Origin of the sequence: Bremerella sp. JC817, from assembly GCF_040718835.1 — a bacterium.
Lineage (GTDB): Bacteria > Planctomycetota > Planctomycetia > Pirellulales > Pirellulaceae > Bremerella.
On sequence record NZ_JBFEFG010000281.1, the window covers coordinates 662,851 to 679,870 of the forward strand.

The window sequence follows — 17,020 nt, forward strand, 5'->3', positions numbered from 1 at the left end:
CCAAGTATGGCACGACAATTTGCGAATCGCCGGACTCGGCCTGCCTTCACCCTGGTGGAGTTGCTGGTCGTGTTGGCGGTGCTCTCGATGATGGCCAGCCTGGTTTTGGTTGGCCTGGCGTCGGCCGCGGAACAAGCGAAAGCTGCCCGCACGCGAAGTCAGATCCAGCGAATCCACGAACTGCTGATGACTCGGTGGGACGACTACAAGTACCGCCGCGTGGAAGCGAACAAAACGGGTAATATGCGGGTGCGTCAAGCGGCACGGCTCAACAAGATTCGTGAACTGATGCGAATCGAGATGCCGGATCGTAAGTCTGACGTCGCCGATGGACCTGTCTCGCTCGATAGCGTGCCTGGTTTGCAGTTCCGCTATCAACGTGTGGCGATGGCTCGCACAAACACCAGTACCTTCACAGCGGCGGACGCAGCATGGTCCTCTGCGAATGAGAACGCCGAGTGTTTGTACCTGATTCTGGAATCAATCCAGGATGGCGAAACCAACGGCCTCGACTTTTTCAAAGAGTCGGAAATCGGCGATACCGATGGCGATGGTATGTTCGAGATCCTGGATGGTTGGGGGAACCCGATCATCTTCCTGCGGTGGCCCTTTGGTTACCCGATCATTGAACCAACCGGTGTTCGACGCGACGCCCTTAGCAGTTTGAACGATCTTTCCGCTCCAGACCCGTTCGATCCGCTCGGAGTCTTGGGTGGCAAAACGACCGTGACGACAACGCCACTGGTTTACGAACATCCGATCATTTTCCCGCTGATTTTCTCGGCAGGACCCGACGGGCTGTACAACATTCGTACCTCACCCTCGACGACCTACCAGGCGTCTTTGACAACTCCGCCCAACAATCCTTACTTCGAGGACACCTCGTTCTCGCCAGCGACTCGGATGGGCATGATTCTGGATGACTCTGGCGACGAGCTCGATAACATCACCAATCATCAGCTCGTGGTAGGAGGTAATGAGTAATGCGAAGGCTTAAGTTCCAACATCGCGATCGTCGTCACGGCATGACCATCATTGAATTGTTGGTGGTGCTGGGGATCTTTGCGATCTTGCTCGGAATCGCGGCGACCGCCGTGAAGAATGGCACCAAGGGAAAGAAGCAGCGTGAAGCGGCTCGCCAGGTGAATTCGTTCATCGCCGCCGCCCAGGCCCGAGCCGTACAACTCAACCGTCCTGTTGGCATCGAGATCCGCCGCAATGCGAACGACACCAATGACGATGGCGTGATCACCCCTGGTACCGACAGCGGTGTCAGCAACGCTGGTCTGATCATGTACCAGATCGAAACGCCGCCACCTTATGCGGGTGACAACCTCGCCTCGACCGTCAACGTCGCTGTAGCCGCTGGTACGGTGACCCTTACCGATTCGGCGTTGAACTTTGGTGCCGCCTCGGTGCTGATGGACGTGGGTGACTCCGTGGAAGTTCGCTTGAACTATCGCGGTCCACGTTACAACGCCACCGTGACGTCCCTCAGCCCGCTGACGCTCGAGTTCGGCGTGCCTGCTTACGACAACACCGTGTTCGCAGGCACCGCTCCGCTGCAGATTTATTTCCGCCCGGTTCGCAGCAGTGTCACGCCGCTGCAATTGCCAACGGACATGTGCATCGACTTCTCTTGCAGTGGCATGGGAAGCACCGGCAACGAGTTCGCCAACTGGTCGGTTTACAACGCGCTCAACAGTGCGGCCAATCCGATCGACGGCGATGAAGCGGTGAAGTTCACCTTCAGTCCACGCGGAACCATTCATCGTGTGTATCCCGACGGCGATACCGAGATTTACCCCAGCGGCAACATCCACTTGCTGGTCGGCAAGTACGAATACGCTGTCAACGCCACTGAAGTCATGGGCACCAACGGGCTGAACGATGTGACGTCGTTCCCCACCGGTACCCCGGTGCCTTACGACGCGTACCTCACGTCGACCGACACCCCGACCAATCTGGCCGATGGTACAGCCATGTGGGTTTCGATCAACTACCGAACGGGCCAGGTCACGACGACACGTAATCAGTACATCACCAGTCCGTCCACCTACGGATTCACGACCAGCGCGGGCAGCGCGGCGAGAAACGCGGAGATCCTTTCGATCACGCGGGAATTCGCCTCGAGCGTGTTGACCATCCAAGGGGAAGGAAACGAGTAAGCCAATGGACCGAATCGTGCGCAAGCATCCGACTCATCGACCAGGCCGAGCTGGGGTGACACTCATCGAAGTGATGATGTCGACCATGGTGGTCAGCCTGGGGATTCTAGGCCTGGCGGCATTGATTCCGCTCGGGACCCACCTGACCGAACGAGGCACGCGAAACGACCGGATCGCCAGCCTCGGGCCGCGTGCCTTCCATCAGGCGAAGACGATGGGCTATTTAAATCCCCAGAACTGGACCGACGCCACCGGTACCGGCATCGTGTTCGGTCCGGCTGGTTCGTCGATGCCTTATCGTCAGCCTTACATGCTCGACCCGATGTTCTTCGGAACCAACGGTGTGGATGCAACGCGTGGCATGTTCCCCTATGCCGACCGATTCGCGCACGACGACGCAACCGGTTTACAGAATGCCTCTTACACCACGACGAAAAGAATGCGGATGCCTCGGCTGAGCGTCGAACGTGGCGGCAGCGCGGCGGCTTTGTCCTTTGCTCAAGCGAAGATTGGTTTTCAAACCGACGACGACGTCGCAGTGACTCGCCCTAGCGATGGCGACTTGCCACCTTACCAAACCTTTTTCCAGCGTGGTGCCACGCCTGCCAGCGTGAAGCGTCAGGCAGCCGGCGAGTATAGCTGGATGATCATGCTGACGCCGGAGCCATTCGCTCTGGGTAACGTCAGTGCGATGACAACAAGCTTGAGCACCAGCACCGCCCAGGCCCTTCGTCCCCCATTGAACACCGGGACCACAGCCTTGAACGGCATGGGTGTCTCGAACACAACCGAACAAAACGAAGTTCGTGCAACGCTGGCCAACTCGGTCACCGACGAATACACGGCTCACGTCATCATCATGAAGGAACGCCAGGGACGAATCCCGACAGCTGCGATCGCGATGCCAGCGACAACAGCAGCGGTCCGAACCAACGAACGCATCTTGCAGGTTGCCCCAGGCAGCTTTATTCCAACCGGCGGTTATTCGACCGGGGAAGTCAATTTGCAGGTCACCACGTCGTTGACGCAAGACGAAGTCGAAGACAGCTACCTCAAGTTCAGCAACGGCGACTGGATCTGCCTGGCTGGACGCATGTCGATCGCCGGGAATACCAGCTTCCCACGCGGCGACCTTTACCAGTGGTATCGGGTAGTAATGGCCGACGACCTGCAAGAGGAGACATCGCTACCAGGCTTTTCTCGGAACCTGACCATCAGTGGTCCCGACTGGCCGGGCGACTCGCCACCAACCCACGCAATCGCCGTGGAAGGCGTGGTGGGTGTTTACTCGAAGCGTGTGACCTTGGAATCGCAGAATCCCTGGACTCCGTAACGCTTCCCTTTTCCTGACGAACTTTTCCAAGTTAGATCAACAAGCCCGGCCTGGCATGCCGGACATTGCATAAAGTGCTGCGGGAGACTTTGCGGGGGCAGGTCTTCTTACCAGCGAGCAAGGATTGAAGAACTATGAAACGCATCGAGAGCATCATGAATACCAGGCAGCCGCGGCGAGGTGCCCTGCTGCTGGTGGTTCTCAGCATCTTGGTTCTCTTCGCTTTGGTCGGATTGACCTTTGTGGTAGCGGCCGCCACGTACAACAAAGGATCGATCGCGAACCTGCGAAAAGACCTGGCGTTAGGCGACTCTGCCTCCGAAGCGGACAACGTCCTGATGCAACTCTTGCGCGGCCCTCGCGATGGTTCTTCCAGTCTTCTTTGGAAGCAAGACCTGCTGGCCGACATGTGGGGCAATCAGTCGGTGGGCATCTCCGGCAACGCCACCACGGTCACCATTACCCGGCCGCAATCGGGTGGCGGTACGGCGTTCGACATCAATCAGCTGTGGGAAATCAAGGTCGACCAGACCGCCATTCCTGCCGACCTCTTCACGATCGAACAGTATTACACCGGCTCGATCGTCACGTTCACCAGTGGCGAGGTTCGCGGCCAGTCGCACCGAATCCTCAGCTACCGTTTGGAATTCGACGAGTCGGGCATGACTCCAGCTTTTCAGGGCGTGACGTTCATCATCGACAACGATCCGATCGTTACCCGAACTTCACTGGTCGACATCAACGGCGACGGTGAAATCGCTCCTGGCAACGGCGACGAATTTGTCGTCAACGATCCACCATTCAACGGCACCGGCCGGGGTTTCAATCCGAACCAGACGGGTACCTCCCCCAACTACAACAAGCGCACGCTGAACCTGCGTGACAGTGCGGGCGATCCGGTCGCCTTGTCGCCGAACATTCGCCTCGCCTATCCATCGGGCCGGGTCGGTGGTATTGCGGTCGACGCAGGCGGAAGTGACGAAGCTTACGATGCGGCCGACTACCAGAACATGTACCTCTCGTACACCCAGGGGGGATCGACCGGCGTCACGAACAACATCCTTCCATCGTTCCATCGCCAGGACCTGCTCGAGTATTGGGTTAACTACCTCAACGACACCGACACCGAATTCAACGGTTTGGCCAGCGACGCCGAACGATATCAACTTTTCCGCGACCCGGACAACAAATCGTCGTTCATGTACGCTACGGCACCGACGCTGGCACTGATCAATCGTGTGAAGGCGATTCGCCGCAAGACGATCTTCCGGCCGTTGACCGACAATGACCACCATCCGAATTTCAACGGCAGCAATCCGAACTTCGACATCTTTGGCACCAGTGCGACGGCCCAGTGGGACATCGACAACGACCTGGACGGCACTGCCGACAGTATCTGGGTCGATGTAGGTTTGCCGCTGAAGACCGACCCGCAAGGTCGCCGCTACAAGCCATTGGCCGCCATCCTGGTGAAAGATATGGATGGCCTGCTGAACGTCAACGCCAACGGCTTCTACTCGCAGTTGGCATCGTTCGAGACCACCGGCGGCTTCCCACCGACGAGTGGCACCGACAGTGCGGCTCGCACGTTGCTAGAAGCATCGAACAGCGGTACACCACGGCATAGCCAGTATTCGCCATCGTGGGATGCCTCGAACAATCCGCTCGATATGCAGTTAGTGCTGGGAACGGGCTACGGTCCGGCCGACATCAATCTGCAGCCATTCTTCTCGGCGATCGAATCGTACAACCTGATGAATGCCCGTTACGCTGGCTATCCCGGAGAAGCTGGCGTCGACGATCCGATCAGCCGAATGGACAACATTGGCCTGATCAATTCGTTCACGACTTCGGTTCGGAATCGCTTCGGCAACCCGGCAGATCGCGTCGGCATGGGACGAATGTACATGGACTACTCCGGTCGTCCCCGTTTCCAGCCCCGAGTCGACGGCACGACCCTTTCGTCGCAGGCAATACCTAGCGGCATTGGTCAAATCCAGGACGATCCGTACGAGTTCAACTTGTTGCAGGCCTCGAATTTCGACGCTCCTTTTTCGTACCAGGAACTGGAACGGGTCTTGCGTTACGAAGAGTACGACTCGCTTCTGGCAACCGGTAGCGAAGACCGCTTGTTGCAACTGGCCAATGCGACCCTGACTGCCGCTCCGGCCAATCGCCGCTTGATCACCACGGCCAGTTTCCAGGTTCCGGCCGCCAAACGTGTCGACGTGCCTTACGATCGCCGCGCGGTGGGTAGCGGTTCCAGCCAAAACATGATGTTCAACGGCCGCGCCGCGACCCAGCGCCGCCCTGCCCCGACCCTGGTGTCGCTGCTGCAGGAACGTCTGCGAGAAGAAAACAGCTGGGACCCAACCAACCCGGCCGATCAAATTCTGCTGAAAGAAAAGATTCACGAACTGCTTCCACCCGAAGTCCTCCGTGGAGAACAGTTCGACCTGAATCGTCTGCTGGAAGGTCCAGCGAATGGTATCGATGATGATATGACGTTTCAGACCGACGACATCTTTGAGCTGCAAACCAATGCTCAGTTGATGTTCCAACAATCCATCTCGACGTCGAATCCAGTGAACCCAGCAACGAACGTTGGCTTAACCAACTGGGTTAAAGGGACTGCCGGTGTCGGAGCGAATGCCCCGAACATTAACGGTGGCACGGTCAACCCGAACTATGCGATCTCGTACAGTGCCTCGCGTCAGTTGATGGCTCGTTACTTGTACGTGATGATGCTGCTGATGGTCGAAAAGGACTACATGCTGCCAACGGTCGACAGCTCGCTGACCGATCCGCAGAAAGAAGAGTTGATGAAGCGGCGGATTGCCCAGTGGGCCGTCAACGTCGTCGACTATATCGACCGCGACGCCGTGTTGACTCCTTTCGAGTTCGATCTGAACCCGTTCACGTACGACTCGACGAGTGGCGTCGTCTGGAAGGTGAATGGCGACCTGGCCGACAACGAAGGCACGCATCGCCGAGTTGTCTGGGGTGCGGAAGCTCCGGAACTGGTCATTTCGGAAACGCTCGCCTTCCACGATCGTCGCATCAAAGACACGCTGCTAGACGACGACAAGCAGAAACAGCGCGGTCCATCGGCGATGAGCGACGACCTGACGCTCGACCAGTACCGGATTCCGCAGGGCTCGCTCTTCATGGAGTTCTACAATCCGCGAAACCAGTCGTCGAACGTCGGTAACGCAGGTTTGCCGAACGAACTGTATACCAGTGGTGGTTTGCACCTGAACAAAATGACCCCATCGGGCAACTACCCGGTTTGGCGGGTCGTGATTGCCAACCGCAAAGAAACCAGCGGTGCTCCGACTTCGCTGATTGAAGAAATGGCAACGCGGCCAGACACGGTCAACTTCCAGCCAATTCCGCCATCGCCCGGTGGCATGCCAGGCGACCTGAACACCGAATCGATCCTCGGTACGCTGAAGATGTTGGGTCAAGCGACCGACGCGACGAACTACACGGACGAGCAATACGAAATCGACCGGATCGTCTACTTCGCGAACTACGTTGGCACGACTCCAGACCGCGAGTTCCGCTGGCGTGGGAACAATTCGACGAACTTGTTGCTCGCTCCCGATGGTTACTTCGTGGTGTGTCCGCGTCAGGACACCTTCATCGGCTCGAAGCCTGACACGGCCAACGATCCTGCCTTCAACATCAATGGAACGTACTCCTTCCATATGACTGGGGCAAATAATGGCGCCCTGCAGTTCCTGCAGAATGGTGCTTTGGCGACCACGCCAACCGCTTACCCAATCGCCGCAACGGGTCAGAAGACGAATCTGGCGATATCCGTCACCATGGACCTGCCAACCGCCTATGGCACCGATGATCCAGACGGGCTTCCACTGGGGATCGGTTTGAACGTTTCGGAACCGCTGCGGAACGATTACTATCCCAAGCCAGCCTATCCGAACCCGGCCACGATGACCGGCGACCTGCAGTACTACACCGATGGCACGTCGATGACCGCTCCGGACATTCCGTTTGAATCGGATGCCGGTGCGGCCGACGCGACCTATCAAGACTATCCGCTGAACGACGCCAATGCGGCCCTGACGGCAGTGAAGCCTTTGTATCGCACCCAAACCGCCCCAGAAAAGCAGGTCACCGACGTATTGGCCTATGCCGACGGCTACAAGACCGCCATCCTACAGCGTTTGGCCAATCCTTGGAGCGATTACGACGCCACGTTGAATCCTTACATCAGTGTCGACTCAATGCCGATCGACCTGACCGTTTTCAATGGCGAAGACAATCCTGCGAGCAATGCCACCGTGACGGCCAACCAGTTTGATCCGTCGGAAGGTGCCGACCCGAATGCTGCCACGGTTCGCTTTGGCAGCCGTGAACGAGGCAAGCGTGCGTTAACGCAAGACGAAACGGCCGTCGCGACCACCATGAATGGTCAAACCTCCGACGGGAACATGCTGGGCGTGATGGGAACCATCAGTGGTACCACGATCGCCAGCCCCGACGAAATTGCCAAGACGCTGCAGCAAACGCCTCCGATCTGGTCGACTCCGCGGGATACGACGACGTTCCCTGACGACCACTTCGCGCGGCCGCTGGTCCACACACTGGGCTATATCAACAGCACGTACGGTGCCCCAATAAATCAGGGGATGACGGTTGGCTCAGGTACGGTGAACAACGCTTATATTGGTTCGCCTCGTCCGGCCGAGACCCGCGTCGACAACCGGGCAGTGCCAAGCGGCACGACGGTCGATGTGATCAACAATCCGTTCTCTTGGCTCCACTGGGCGAACAGCCCGATGGTGAGTGCGTATGATCTGATGATGGTGCCGACCAGTTCGCCACAGCGTCTGCTGTACGAATATTCGCTGGTTCGCAAAGACAATACGAATACTGTCGTCAATCCTTACTACGCTGCTACCGCCGCAGGTAATGGCGATAGCCTGGACGCCACGAAGGCTCCTTATGGGAACCTGCTCAACTTCTTCCACAGCAACGGCACGATCGGCCTGACGGGTGCGGCGCCAGCGAATGATGCGATGACGACTCAGTTCGCTCGTATCTTCGACTTCGTCACGGTGCCATCCCGTTTCAGTGGAACGAAGAAGTGGTTCAACTACAGCCAGTTCAATCCGACCGGTGGTCTGCGAACCGATGGTGTGACGTCGAAGGTTAACGATGCTCGACTCGGCTATCTGTTCCCGTTCAACAACCGTTCCGAGTTCCGCGAACCAGGCAAGATCAACCTGAACACGATTCCAGCCCAAAGCGTCTACGAATCGATCTTTGATCCGACCTTCTGGAATAACGGCAACTTCAACTTTGCCAGTTGGACGGCGTTCCAGACGAATCGCCAGGGTCACTTCTCCGGAACCGCCGGCGAGTATCCATCGCGATTCTCGAACCCTTACCGCACGCCAGGGACTTCGGAACTGATGGCGGAACTGGGATCGGCTGGCTCGCCAGATACCCGCTTGCAGTTGCCACCGGTTGAAGGCTCGATCTTGCGTTCGGTCGATCCGACTTCGGCCACGAAGGATCCGCTGTTCGACCTGACACTTACCAATTCGTCGATCGACAACACGGCGGTTCGCCACTACCGAACCAACGACAACCCAATGCTCCGTTACCAGGCCTACCAGCGTCTGGCCAACGTGGCGGGGACGCAGTCGAACGTGTTCGCAGTCTGGATCACGATTGGCTACTTCGAGGTCGAACCTCACGACGTCGACGCCAACCATCCGGACGGCTGGGCTTTGGCGGCGGAAAAGGGGAGCGACACCGGCGAGATCGAACGGCACCGGGCGTTCTACATCATCGACCGCTCGGTCCCGGTCGGATACCTGCCCGGCGAAGACATGAACGTGGAAGACACGATCATGCTGAAGCGGTTTATTGAGTAAGACCTGCAAGTTCGGGCCGACTCGTTCCTCTGGGATGTTTCGGCCTTTCATGCGAACAGCGGAAGGCGACCAGTCACGACGACTGGTCGCCTTTTTCATTTCGGGTAAAATCAGCCGTTTATCCAAGGCGCTTGCGTGTTGAATGTGCCTGGTATCGCGTCTTTTGCCAAATCAAGCGAGAGTTCATGGAAGCCGGAATCGTCGGCCTGCCGAATGTCGGTAAATCGACCCTATTCAACGCTTTAACTGCCGCCGGCATCGCCAGCGAAAACTACCCCTTCTGCACCATCGAGCCCAATGTGGGGATCGTTTCGGTGCCGGACCCCCGTCTGGATATCATCCAGTCCCATATCAAAACCCAGAAAGTGATTCCGGCCATTTTGCGGCTGGTCGACATTGCTGGGATTGTCCGGGGTGCCTCGGAGGGGGAAGGTCTGGGCAACAAGTTCCTGTCCCACATCCGCGAAGTCGATGCCATCATTCACGTGGTCCGCTGCTTCCAGGAACCAAACGTGGTGCACGTCGACGGTAGCGTCGATCCGATTCGCGATATCGACACCATCGATACCGAACTGATGCTGGCAGACCTTCAAACGGTCGAGTCGGCTCGCGACAAGGCGGCTCGCACGGCTCGCTCAGGCGACAAAGATGCCAAGGCCAAGGTCGAGATCTTGAACCAGTGCCACGCCCTGCTCGCCGATGGCAAACCGCTCCGTTCGGCCGAATGGCACGATCCCGAGATGGCCAACATCGTCAAGAATTATGGGCTGTTGACCGCCAAGAGCGTGCTTTACCTGGCCAACGTCGACGAAGACAACCTGAATGGTGAAGGCGAGATCGTCGAACGCGTTCGAGCCCGAGCTGCCGAAGAAGGTGGCGAAGTGGTGCCGGTGTGCGCCAAGATCGAATCGGAACTGAGCGAACTCGAAGACGAAGATCGCCGTGAGATGCTGGAAAGCGTCGGCCTGGCAGAACCAGCGTTGGCCGTGGTCGCTCGGGCAACCTACAAGCTGCTCGGCCTGCAAAGCTACTTCACCGCTGGTGAGAAAGAAGTTCGTGCTTGGACGATCCCAATCGGAGCGACCGCCCCACAAGCGGCTGGCGTGATTCACTCCGACTTTGAACGGGGATTCATCCGGGCTGAAGTCTATTCGCTCGCCGACCTGGAAGCCCTGAAGAGCGAAAAGGCAATTCGCGAAGCGGGCAAGCTCCGCGTCGAAGGCAAAGGCTATGTCATGCACGACGGCGACATTTGCCACTTCCTGTTTAACGTTTAGGCTTTTTCGCCCTGCGTAATGCGATCGTCTGCACCTCAATGGCGTGCAGATGGTCGCCGATGGCTTCCTGCTGAGCCGGAGCCAACGTCTTACCGCCGAATCGAATCTGGTAATACCAATCGATCAACTGCGTCAGTGCCGGCATCATGTCGGCGCCGACGTCACGGCTCTTACAGTCGGCGATCACTTGGTTGATGTATTCGCGTGGGGTCTCGGAATCGCGACGCTGCCAGCCTGCATTGGACAGCATCTTTTCGGCTTTGAAGTAGAAACCCGCGCGGTGCGACTTGCTGGGGAACCAGCGATAGAACAATCGCTTGAGGATCGGCCACAGGCGACGCAGCATGTTGCGGGCCACTTCAAAAAGCACGACCACCATCAACAAGGCCAGCATCGTAAAGATCGAGGCGAAACCGTTGAACCACTCGTCGCTGAGGTGAATCCCCATGGCGGCGAGCTTTACACGGAAGAACTTCACCCATTCCTCGCGGCTCACCCAGCCTTCGAGCGGCTTGACCAGGTTATCGGTCAGCGGCTTGTAGATGTCCTTTTCCTGCCGTTCGCTGTTCATACCCACCACATAGTCACGCCAGGCGAGTTCTACGTAGTCGAACCAGTCGAGAAACTTGTCGATGATGGTTCCGCTATCTTTACGATTGGGCGAAGGACGAGACGCAGGAGTCGGATCGAGTCGCATCCAGGCACCCTGAGGGTACTCAGAGCGATCGACGCCAATGGGCAGTTGATCGGGCGGCATGAAGCATTCGACCCAAGCGTGGGCGTGCTTTTGCTTCACGGCGTAATAACCGCCGATCGAATTGAATTCGCCCCCCTTGTAACCAACCACGACCCGAGCAGGGATTCCTTGGCTGCGAAGCATAATCGCCAGGGCACTCGCGAAAAACTCGCAGTGGCCGGTACGGTGATTCACCACGAAGTCTTCAATCGGATCGAGCCGCGTATTCTTCATATGCAGCGGCACACTCAGAGAATACGTGTAATTGCCATCCATCACGAAGTGGCGTTCCAGACGCTGAGCGATCGCCAGCCGGGTGGGCTCTTCGTTGCCGTTGCCAGGAATGTCAGCGACCAGTTCATTGGCGACCTTCGTCAGCCCATGAAACAATGTGTCGGCAAACTCTTTATCGAGGGGAACCTGGGTCAGATCGTGATCGAGGTAATGGCGAAAGTCCCGATCATTCAGCGGATGACGGTTGGGCATCAAGTCGCCGTCGGCGCCAAACGGATTCCAGGGAACCAGAAGTTCGTACTGATCTGGTTGACGAACCTGGGCCTGGGCATCGGTCGCCATCGAGACGATTCCGAGCGTCTGGTTATCGACCAGGTCGCTGGCAGTTGCCCGTGATTTGTAGGCGGGATAAATACTGAACAGCAGCACACCCTCGTTGGTGCGATCGAAATGGATCGACTGATTCGTGGCGATCAGCTGCCGGACCAGATTGGTTTTGTTTGGCGGCGATTTGATTTCGCTAACGCGATACGACTTCAGGTTGCCAACGATCCAGGTCTTGCTGTTGGGAAAGTAGGTGCTGAGCGACGTTCCGCGGAAGTAAGGTTCGTACTCGGTGTCGATCACTGTTTCAGTCGACAAGTCGGTCAAACGGACGCGCATCACAAAGCGATCGCTTTGGAGGATGTTCCCCATGTCGTTCAACGAAATCTGGTCTTTGAAGCCAGTCTGAGCACCAAACTCGCCATTCAATCCCTGACCAAACTGATTTTGATCGAATCGCGGGAAGCAATAGAACAGCACAACGGTCGAAATCAGCGTGAAAACCCCCAGTTTCAAAACCTGGACAAACATCTTGCCGCTGGAAAACACGGCTGCGAGGTTGCCTGGTAATTGCCCGGAAAGCGAAATCGTCGGCACCGAGACCTCGGTCGAATCGTTCGTTTCAGGTTGTTTCTTTGCAAGAAACGAGAACAACGGCCGATTCTCGACGGCATCGTGGGCGGCCCGAAGTTCGGGATCGACTCGCAACGTTTCGCGATAGACGAAGAACAGACACAAGGTCGTCAGCGCGGTGAACATGTACGGGATGAGCATCAGCCCGAACGTCACCCCGAAATCGAGCGCCGCTGCCACCACCACCTGCAACAGACTTAACACGGCCAAATGCCAGTAAACGCGGGTCGTTTTCGGTTGGAACAGCAGCACGACCTGCAAGTAGATCAACAGCTTGGCGATGGCAATGAGCTTCGAGTCGTCGTTGTCCCAGAAGTCGAAGAACGAGAACACGACCGCGATCAAGGCGGCGAAGTTCGCCAGGTTTCGATTGAGAGTAATCCACCCTTTGATGTCAGTCAGATAGACCGACATAAACGCCCCCAACGTGGCAAGCAGTGGCAACGCAGAGTTACTACCTTGCCCGAAGGCCAAAAAAAGCGAACCGAGCGCCGCCAGCAGGGCTACGCTGATTTGGAGAAGTCGTTCGACTTTCACGGGGATTCCTCCAAAATCTTCGCCTTACTTTGCTCGGGAAGGTGGAAGTACATGGCGTCTTCACCTCGACCGGCCGACACTGTCTTGATGCGGCCAAGCTCGCTGCGAAGCTTGGCATCGTTCCAAACCGCCGCAAACTGGTCGGTATCGGAAAGATCGGACTTCCGCGTCGTCAACAAAATGATTCTAGCGCCTGGCCGAGACGTTCTCAAGCAACCCGCGATTGTTTCGCCAATCGGATGCTCGCTGGTCGGAACGAGAATTGCCAAATCATGCATGGCTTGAGCGACGAATGCCTGGGATACATTGCCGATGGTCGTTTCACTTCCTTCGCCACAGGTCACCAGTTGGAGTTGGCATCCACCGACCACCGCTAGTTCGCGAATCGCCGTGGCGGCCATGCTAATGATACGTTCGGCACGCTGTTTATCTTCAGCAGAAGGTTCGTCCGGGATCCAGGCGTCAATCACCAGGACGAAGTCTTGCTGGTTCTGTTTTTCAAACTGGCGAACGACCAGTTCGCCTTGCTTGGCACTGCTTCGCCAGTGAATCCACTGTTTGGGATCACCGGAACGCCATTCACGCAGCCCGTAGAAGTCCCCTTCCAACAGACCATGCTGCCGACGGGAAGACGCAAAGCCCGACTTCTCTTGCTGAACCAGTCGACGCCATGGAGGCAACATCGCACCTAGCCGCGGCATGACGACGATGGTCGAAACAACCGTGTCGGTTCGCGTGCTCCGCATCAGCCCCAGCGGGAATGCGGTTGTCGCCGAGAGGGGACCGAGTTGGTACTTTCCTCGTTTGCGAATCACCGCCTTATACGAGATCATCGCTTCGTCTTTGTTGCTGATCTTGGCAAAGAAGACTTCCACATCTTGCGGCGGTTCCGGTTCGTAGCCTTCGACCTGAAACAGTTGGTCTTCGATCACAACCGCGTACGTGGTGTAACGACTTGAGTTCTTCGCGGTCAGCTCAACAAAGAAGGTTTCGTCGCAGGAGAGAAGGGATGGCACTCGGCGACTGAAATTCAAATTCCTCAGACTGCTGGTCACCACCCATAGATTAAACAGCAAGGGTCCCAACAGCATGCACGCCAGGATCATCAGCAGTTGGATACCGCTACGAACGATCGCACCGGCGAGAATGAAAATAAAGACGAGGAAGTAGTAAACTCCCTCTTGAGGAACGGAGACACCTCGAAAACGAAACCACGAGAACATTTTCGATTCGGCCTCCGACTTATTCTTGCTTGGGCTCCACCGATGCGGAGCGGATCCCTGGTAATGGGAAACGACAGGAACACGTCCCTTACACAGGAACCGAGATATCGTCGACGATGCGTTTAACCATCGACTCGACCGCCTCACGCTGGCCAGCGTGGAGGAAGCCCTTTGGAATCACGCGGTGAGCCAACACCGACACGGCCAGGTGTTTCACATCGTCGGGCGTCACGTAGTCGCGGCCGTCGAGCAACGCGTGGCTTTGAGCGGCGCGGAACAAGCTAAGACCGGCGCGGGTACTTGCCCCGACCTGCAAGTCATCGCTGGTTCGGGTACCGTCGATGATGTCCAGCAGGTACTCGCTGACCGATTCGCTGACTTCGATCTTGCGAACGGATTCCTGCAGTTGCACGATCTGTTCACAGGTGACGACCGGCGACAGTTCTTCAACCGGTTCACCGGTACGATGCGATTCGAGAATCGTGCGTTCCGCGGCCCGGTCGGGATAGCCCATCGAGATCCGCATGAGGAATCGGTCGAGTTGGCTTTCCGGCAGCGGATAAGTGCCCTCGAACTCAAACGGGTTCTGCGTGGCGATCACCATGAAGGGTCGCGGCAGATTGTGCGTTTCACCGTCGACCGAAACCTGGCGATCGCTCATCGCTTCCAGCAAGGCACTCTGGGTTCGCGGCGACGAGCGGTTGATTTCGTCGGCAATCACCACGTTCGAAAAGATCGGACCAGGGTGATAAACGAACTCGTTGGTCTTCGAGTTGAAGATATTCGAGCCGACAATGTCGCTGGGCAACAAGTCCGGCGTGAACTGCAGACGGCAGAAATGACCCGAAAGACTACGAGCCAAGGCCTTACCTACCAGCGTTTTACCCACGCCTGGGACGTCTTCCAGCAAGATGTGTTCGCCGGCGAGCAAGGCGACAAGGCACCTCCGGACGACTTCGGGTTTCCCCACCACAACCTGATTGATATTCGATTCCAACTCGGATACGAGACTTAAGAGCTCGGCTGGCATTCAATATCCCTTAGCGCGTGCTGTTCTTCACTGATTCTTCGTCGTTGTCGACTTGCGGCGGGTCTTCCTTGCAGGTGGGCATCGAACCGACTCGAGAACGGTGTTCACGAACTGCTTTGCCCAAATGCTGGGGTCGACCCATTATAGCGGATCGTCGTGGAAAAGTAGCGATCCAAGATCCGTTTCGTTTTGGTCGTTTGCGGAAAGATTCTCATCTGGATCCGGATAACCGGTTACAACTCTAAACCATAACAAGGGTTAGATGCACGCCGATTGTCAGACGCGTGTCAGCGGTTTCTTCCGTAGACGTGTGGCATCCCGTCAACACTGTTGTTTTTTGTCATCATCTACACCGATTTGTACTGACACGCACGCAATGTCAGTAAACCCTATCTAATGCAAGACTTACGACGCCAAATGGGCATCCGAAAATGAATCCCTATGGGGTGGCATTCCTATTGCAGATCTAAGGCACGGGCAACCTATGCACGCCGAATCTGGGAATGGCCAAACATGGCGAAAGTGATCGAAGTCAATCGTATCGAGGATCTGCGGGCCTATGACTACCATTGGGATCGCCTTGTCCAGCAAACGCCCAACGCCACGTTCTTTCAAACCCTTCCATGGCTGCAAACTTACTGGCAATTCTTCGGATTTGGAAAGAAATTGCGGGTTTTGCTGATCCAGATTCATGGCCGGATCGAAGGTATTCTGCCGCTGGTGGAACAACCAGAGACCACCAAAGCAGGTCGCGTGACGGTGTTGACCTATCCGCTGGATGGCTGGGGACCGTTCTTCGGCCCGATCGGCAGCGAACCGACTGCGACTCTTTATCTGGCGATGCAGTACCTGTCGGTAATCCCAAGGACTTGGGACATGCTCGATTTGCGCTGGATCGATCCCCGTGCCGATCGTGGTCGGGCCAGCAACGCGATGCGGTGCCATGGTCTGGCGTCGATGACTTTGCCGTGGAATCCTACCTACGTGATCCAGCTACCAGAGACCTTCGACCAATACCTCGCAACACGAAGTCCCAAGTTCCGGGCGTCCATTCGCCGAACACTCCGTCGCATGGACGAAGAAAACGTCGTGGCGGCAAGGTATCGTCCAGAACAACAGCCAGGCAATCCGATCGTCCCAGACGAAAAGCTTTACGACACCTGCGTTGCCCTCGCGCGAGCTTCCTGGCAGGGAGGTTCAACGACGGGCACGACCATTTCCCACGACTCAACCGCCGCATACTTCCGCGAATGCTTCTTTCAGGCATCCAAGCTCGGCATGATCGACCTGACGACGCTGCGACACGAGAATCGCCTGATCGCCTTCAGCTACAACTTCCATCATCAAGGGAATGTGCTGGGTCTGCGAATGGGTTACCAGGGAGATTGCAAGCGGTTGAGTCCTGGCACGATGATGATGGCGTATCAGATTCGTGACTCGATCGAGCGTGGAGATACGCTGCTGGATCTGGGACCAGAACATGCAGAGATCAAGGCTCGCTGGATCAATCAGACATTACCGTCTCAGCGAGTGTGCCATTATTCTTCGGCATCGCTGCTGGCTACGATTCTGCGACTGGGCCACTGGTGGAAATATCGCACCGTGGCCGGCTAGTT

At 56.9% G+C, this 17,020-nt stretch carries 9 protein-coding genes; 6 read left to right on the forward strand and 3 right to left on the reverse strand.

Annotated features, from left to right (window positions below):
• Positions 1 to 6 precede the first annotated feature (6 nt).
• The 5 genes from AB1L30_RS25665 to ychF all read left to right on the forward strand — a co-directional run bounded on the left by AB1L30_RS25665 (position 7) and on the right by ychF (position 10,687).
• Positions 7 to 984 carry a prepilin-type N-terminal cleavage/methylation domain-containing protein gene (locus AB1L30_RS25665; protein WP_367017291.1) on the forward strand — a complete coding sequence of 326 codons (978 nt, stop codon included), beginning with the start codon at positions 7 to 9 and terminating at the stop codon, positions 982 to 984.
• Positions 984 to 2,168, forward strand: a complete 1,185-nt coding sequence (locus AB1L30_RS25670) for a type II secretion system protein (protein WP_367017293.1) — start codon at positions 984 to 986, stop codon at positions 2,166 to 2,168. The genes AB1L30_RS25665 and AB1L30_RS25670 overlap by 1 nt, the downstream gene beginning before the upstream one ends.
• A 4-nt stretch (positions 2,169 to 2,172) precedes the next feature.
• Positions 2,173 to 3,501, forward strand: a complete 1,329-nt coding sequence (locus AB1L30_RS25675; protein ID WP_367017295.1) for a hypothetical protein — start codon at positions 2,173 to 2,175, stop codon at positions 3,499 to 3,501.
• 134 nt (positions 3,502 to 3,635) lie between these two features.
• On the forward strand, positions 3,636 to 9,410 hold the full coding sequence (locus tag AB1L30_RS25680) for a hypothetical protein (RefSeq protein ID WP_367017297.1): 5,775 nt from the start codon (positions 3,636 to 3,638) through the stop codon (positions 9,408 to 9,410).
• 185 nt (positions 9,411 to 9,595) lie between these two features.
• Positions 9,596 to 10,687 carry a redox-regulated ATPase YchF gene (gene ychF, locus AB1L30_RS25685; RefSeq protein WP_367017298.1) on the forward strand — a complete coding sequence of 364 codons (1,092 nt, stop codon included), beginning with the start codon at positions 9,596 to 9,598 and terminating at the stop codon, positions 10,685 to 10,687.
• On the opposite strand, the gene AB1L30_RS25690 is transcribed toward ychF, so the two are convergent.
• From AB1L30_RS25690 to AB1L30_RS25700, 3 genes are all read right to left on the reverse strand, one after another.
• Positions 10,677 to 13,151: a DUF3488 and transglutaminase-like domain-containing protein gene (locus tag AB1L30_RS25690; protein WP_367017300.1), complete on the reverse strand. Its 2,475-nt coding sequence runs from the start codon at positions 13,149 to 13,151 to the stop codon at positions 10,677 to 10,679. The genes ychF and AB1L30_RS25690 overlap by 11 nt on opposite strands.
• Positions 13,148 to 14,374, reverse strand: a complete 1,227-nt coding sequence (locus tag AB1L30_RS25695; protein ID WP_367017301.1) for a DUF58 domain-containing protein — start codon at positions 14,372 to 14,374, stop codon at positions 13,148 to 13,150. Before AB1L30_RS25695 ends, AB1L30_RS25690 begins: the two co-directional genes overlap by 4 nt.
• An 88-nt stretch (positions 14,375 to 14,462) precedes the next feature.
• Positions 14,463 to 15,404 (reverse strand): MoxR family ATPase, encoded by a 942-nt coding sequence (locus AB1L30_RS25700; protein ID WP_367017303.1) that lies wholly within the window; start codon positions 15,402 to 15,404, stop codon positions 14,463 to 14,465.
• Between the two features lie 513 nt (positions 15,405 to 15,917).
• Here AB1L30_RS25700 and AB1L30_RS25705 point away from each other — a divergent pair.
• Positions 15,918 to 17,018, forward strand: coding sequence for a GNAT family N-acetyltransferase (locus AB1L30_RS25705; RefSeq protein WP_367017305.1), 1,101 nt, complete (start codon positions 15,918 to 15,920; stop codon positions 17,016 to 17,018).
• Positions 17,019 to 17,020 lie beyond the last annotated feature (2 nt).

What these genes read in the sequence shown, in the direction of transcription:
- AB1L30_RS25670 (WP_367017293.1), top strand. Translation starts at nt 984, where the DNA reads ATGCGAAGGCTTAAGTTCCAACATCGCGATCGTCGTCACGGCATGACC.
- ychF (WP_367017298.1), top strand. Translation starts at nt 9,596, where the DNA reads ATGGAAGCCGGAATCGTCGGCCTGCCGAATGTCGGTAAATCGACCCTA.
- AB1L30_RS25680 (WP_367017297.1), top strand. Translation starts at nt 3,636, where the DNA reads ATGAAACGCATCGAGAGCATCATGAATACCAGGCAGCCGCGGCGAGGT.
- AB1L30_RS25675 (WP_367017295.1), top strand. Translation starts at nt 2,173, where the DNA reads ATGGACCGAATCGTGCGCAAGCATCCGACTCATCGACCAGGCCGAGCT.
- AB1L30_RS25700 (WP_367017303.1), bottom strand. Translation starts at nt 15,404, where the DNA reads ATGCCAGCCGAGCTCTTAAGTCTCGTATCCGAGTTGGAATCGAATATC.
- AB1L30_RS25695 (WP_367017301.1), bottom strand. Translation starts at nt 14,374, where the DNA reads ATGTTCTCGTGGTTTCGTTTTCGAGGTGTCTCCGTTCCTCAAGAGGGA.
- AB1L30_RS25665 (WP_367017291.1), top strand. Translation starts at nt 7, where the DNA reads ATGGCACGACAATTTGCGAATCGCCGGACTCGGCCTGCCTTCACCCTG.
- AB1L30_RS25705 (WP_367017305.1), top strand. Translation starts at nt 15,918, where the DNA reads ATGGCGAAAGTGATCGAAGTCAATCGTATCGAGGATCTGCGGGCCTAT.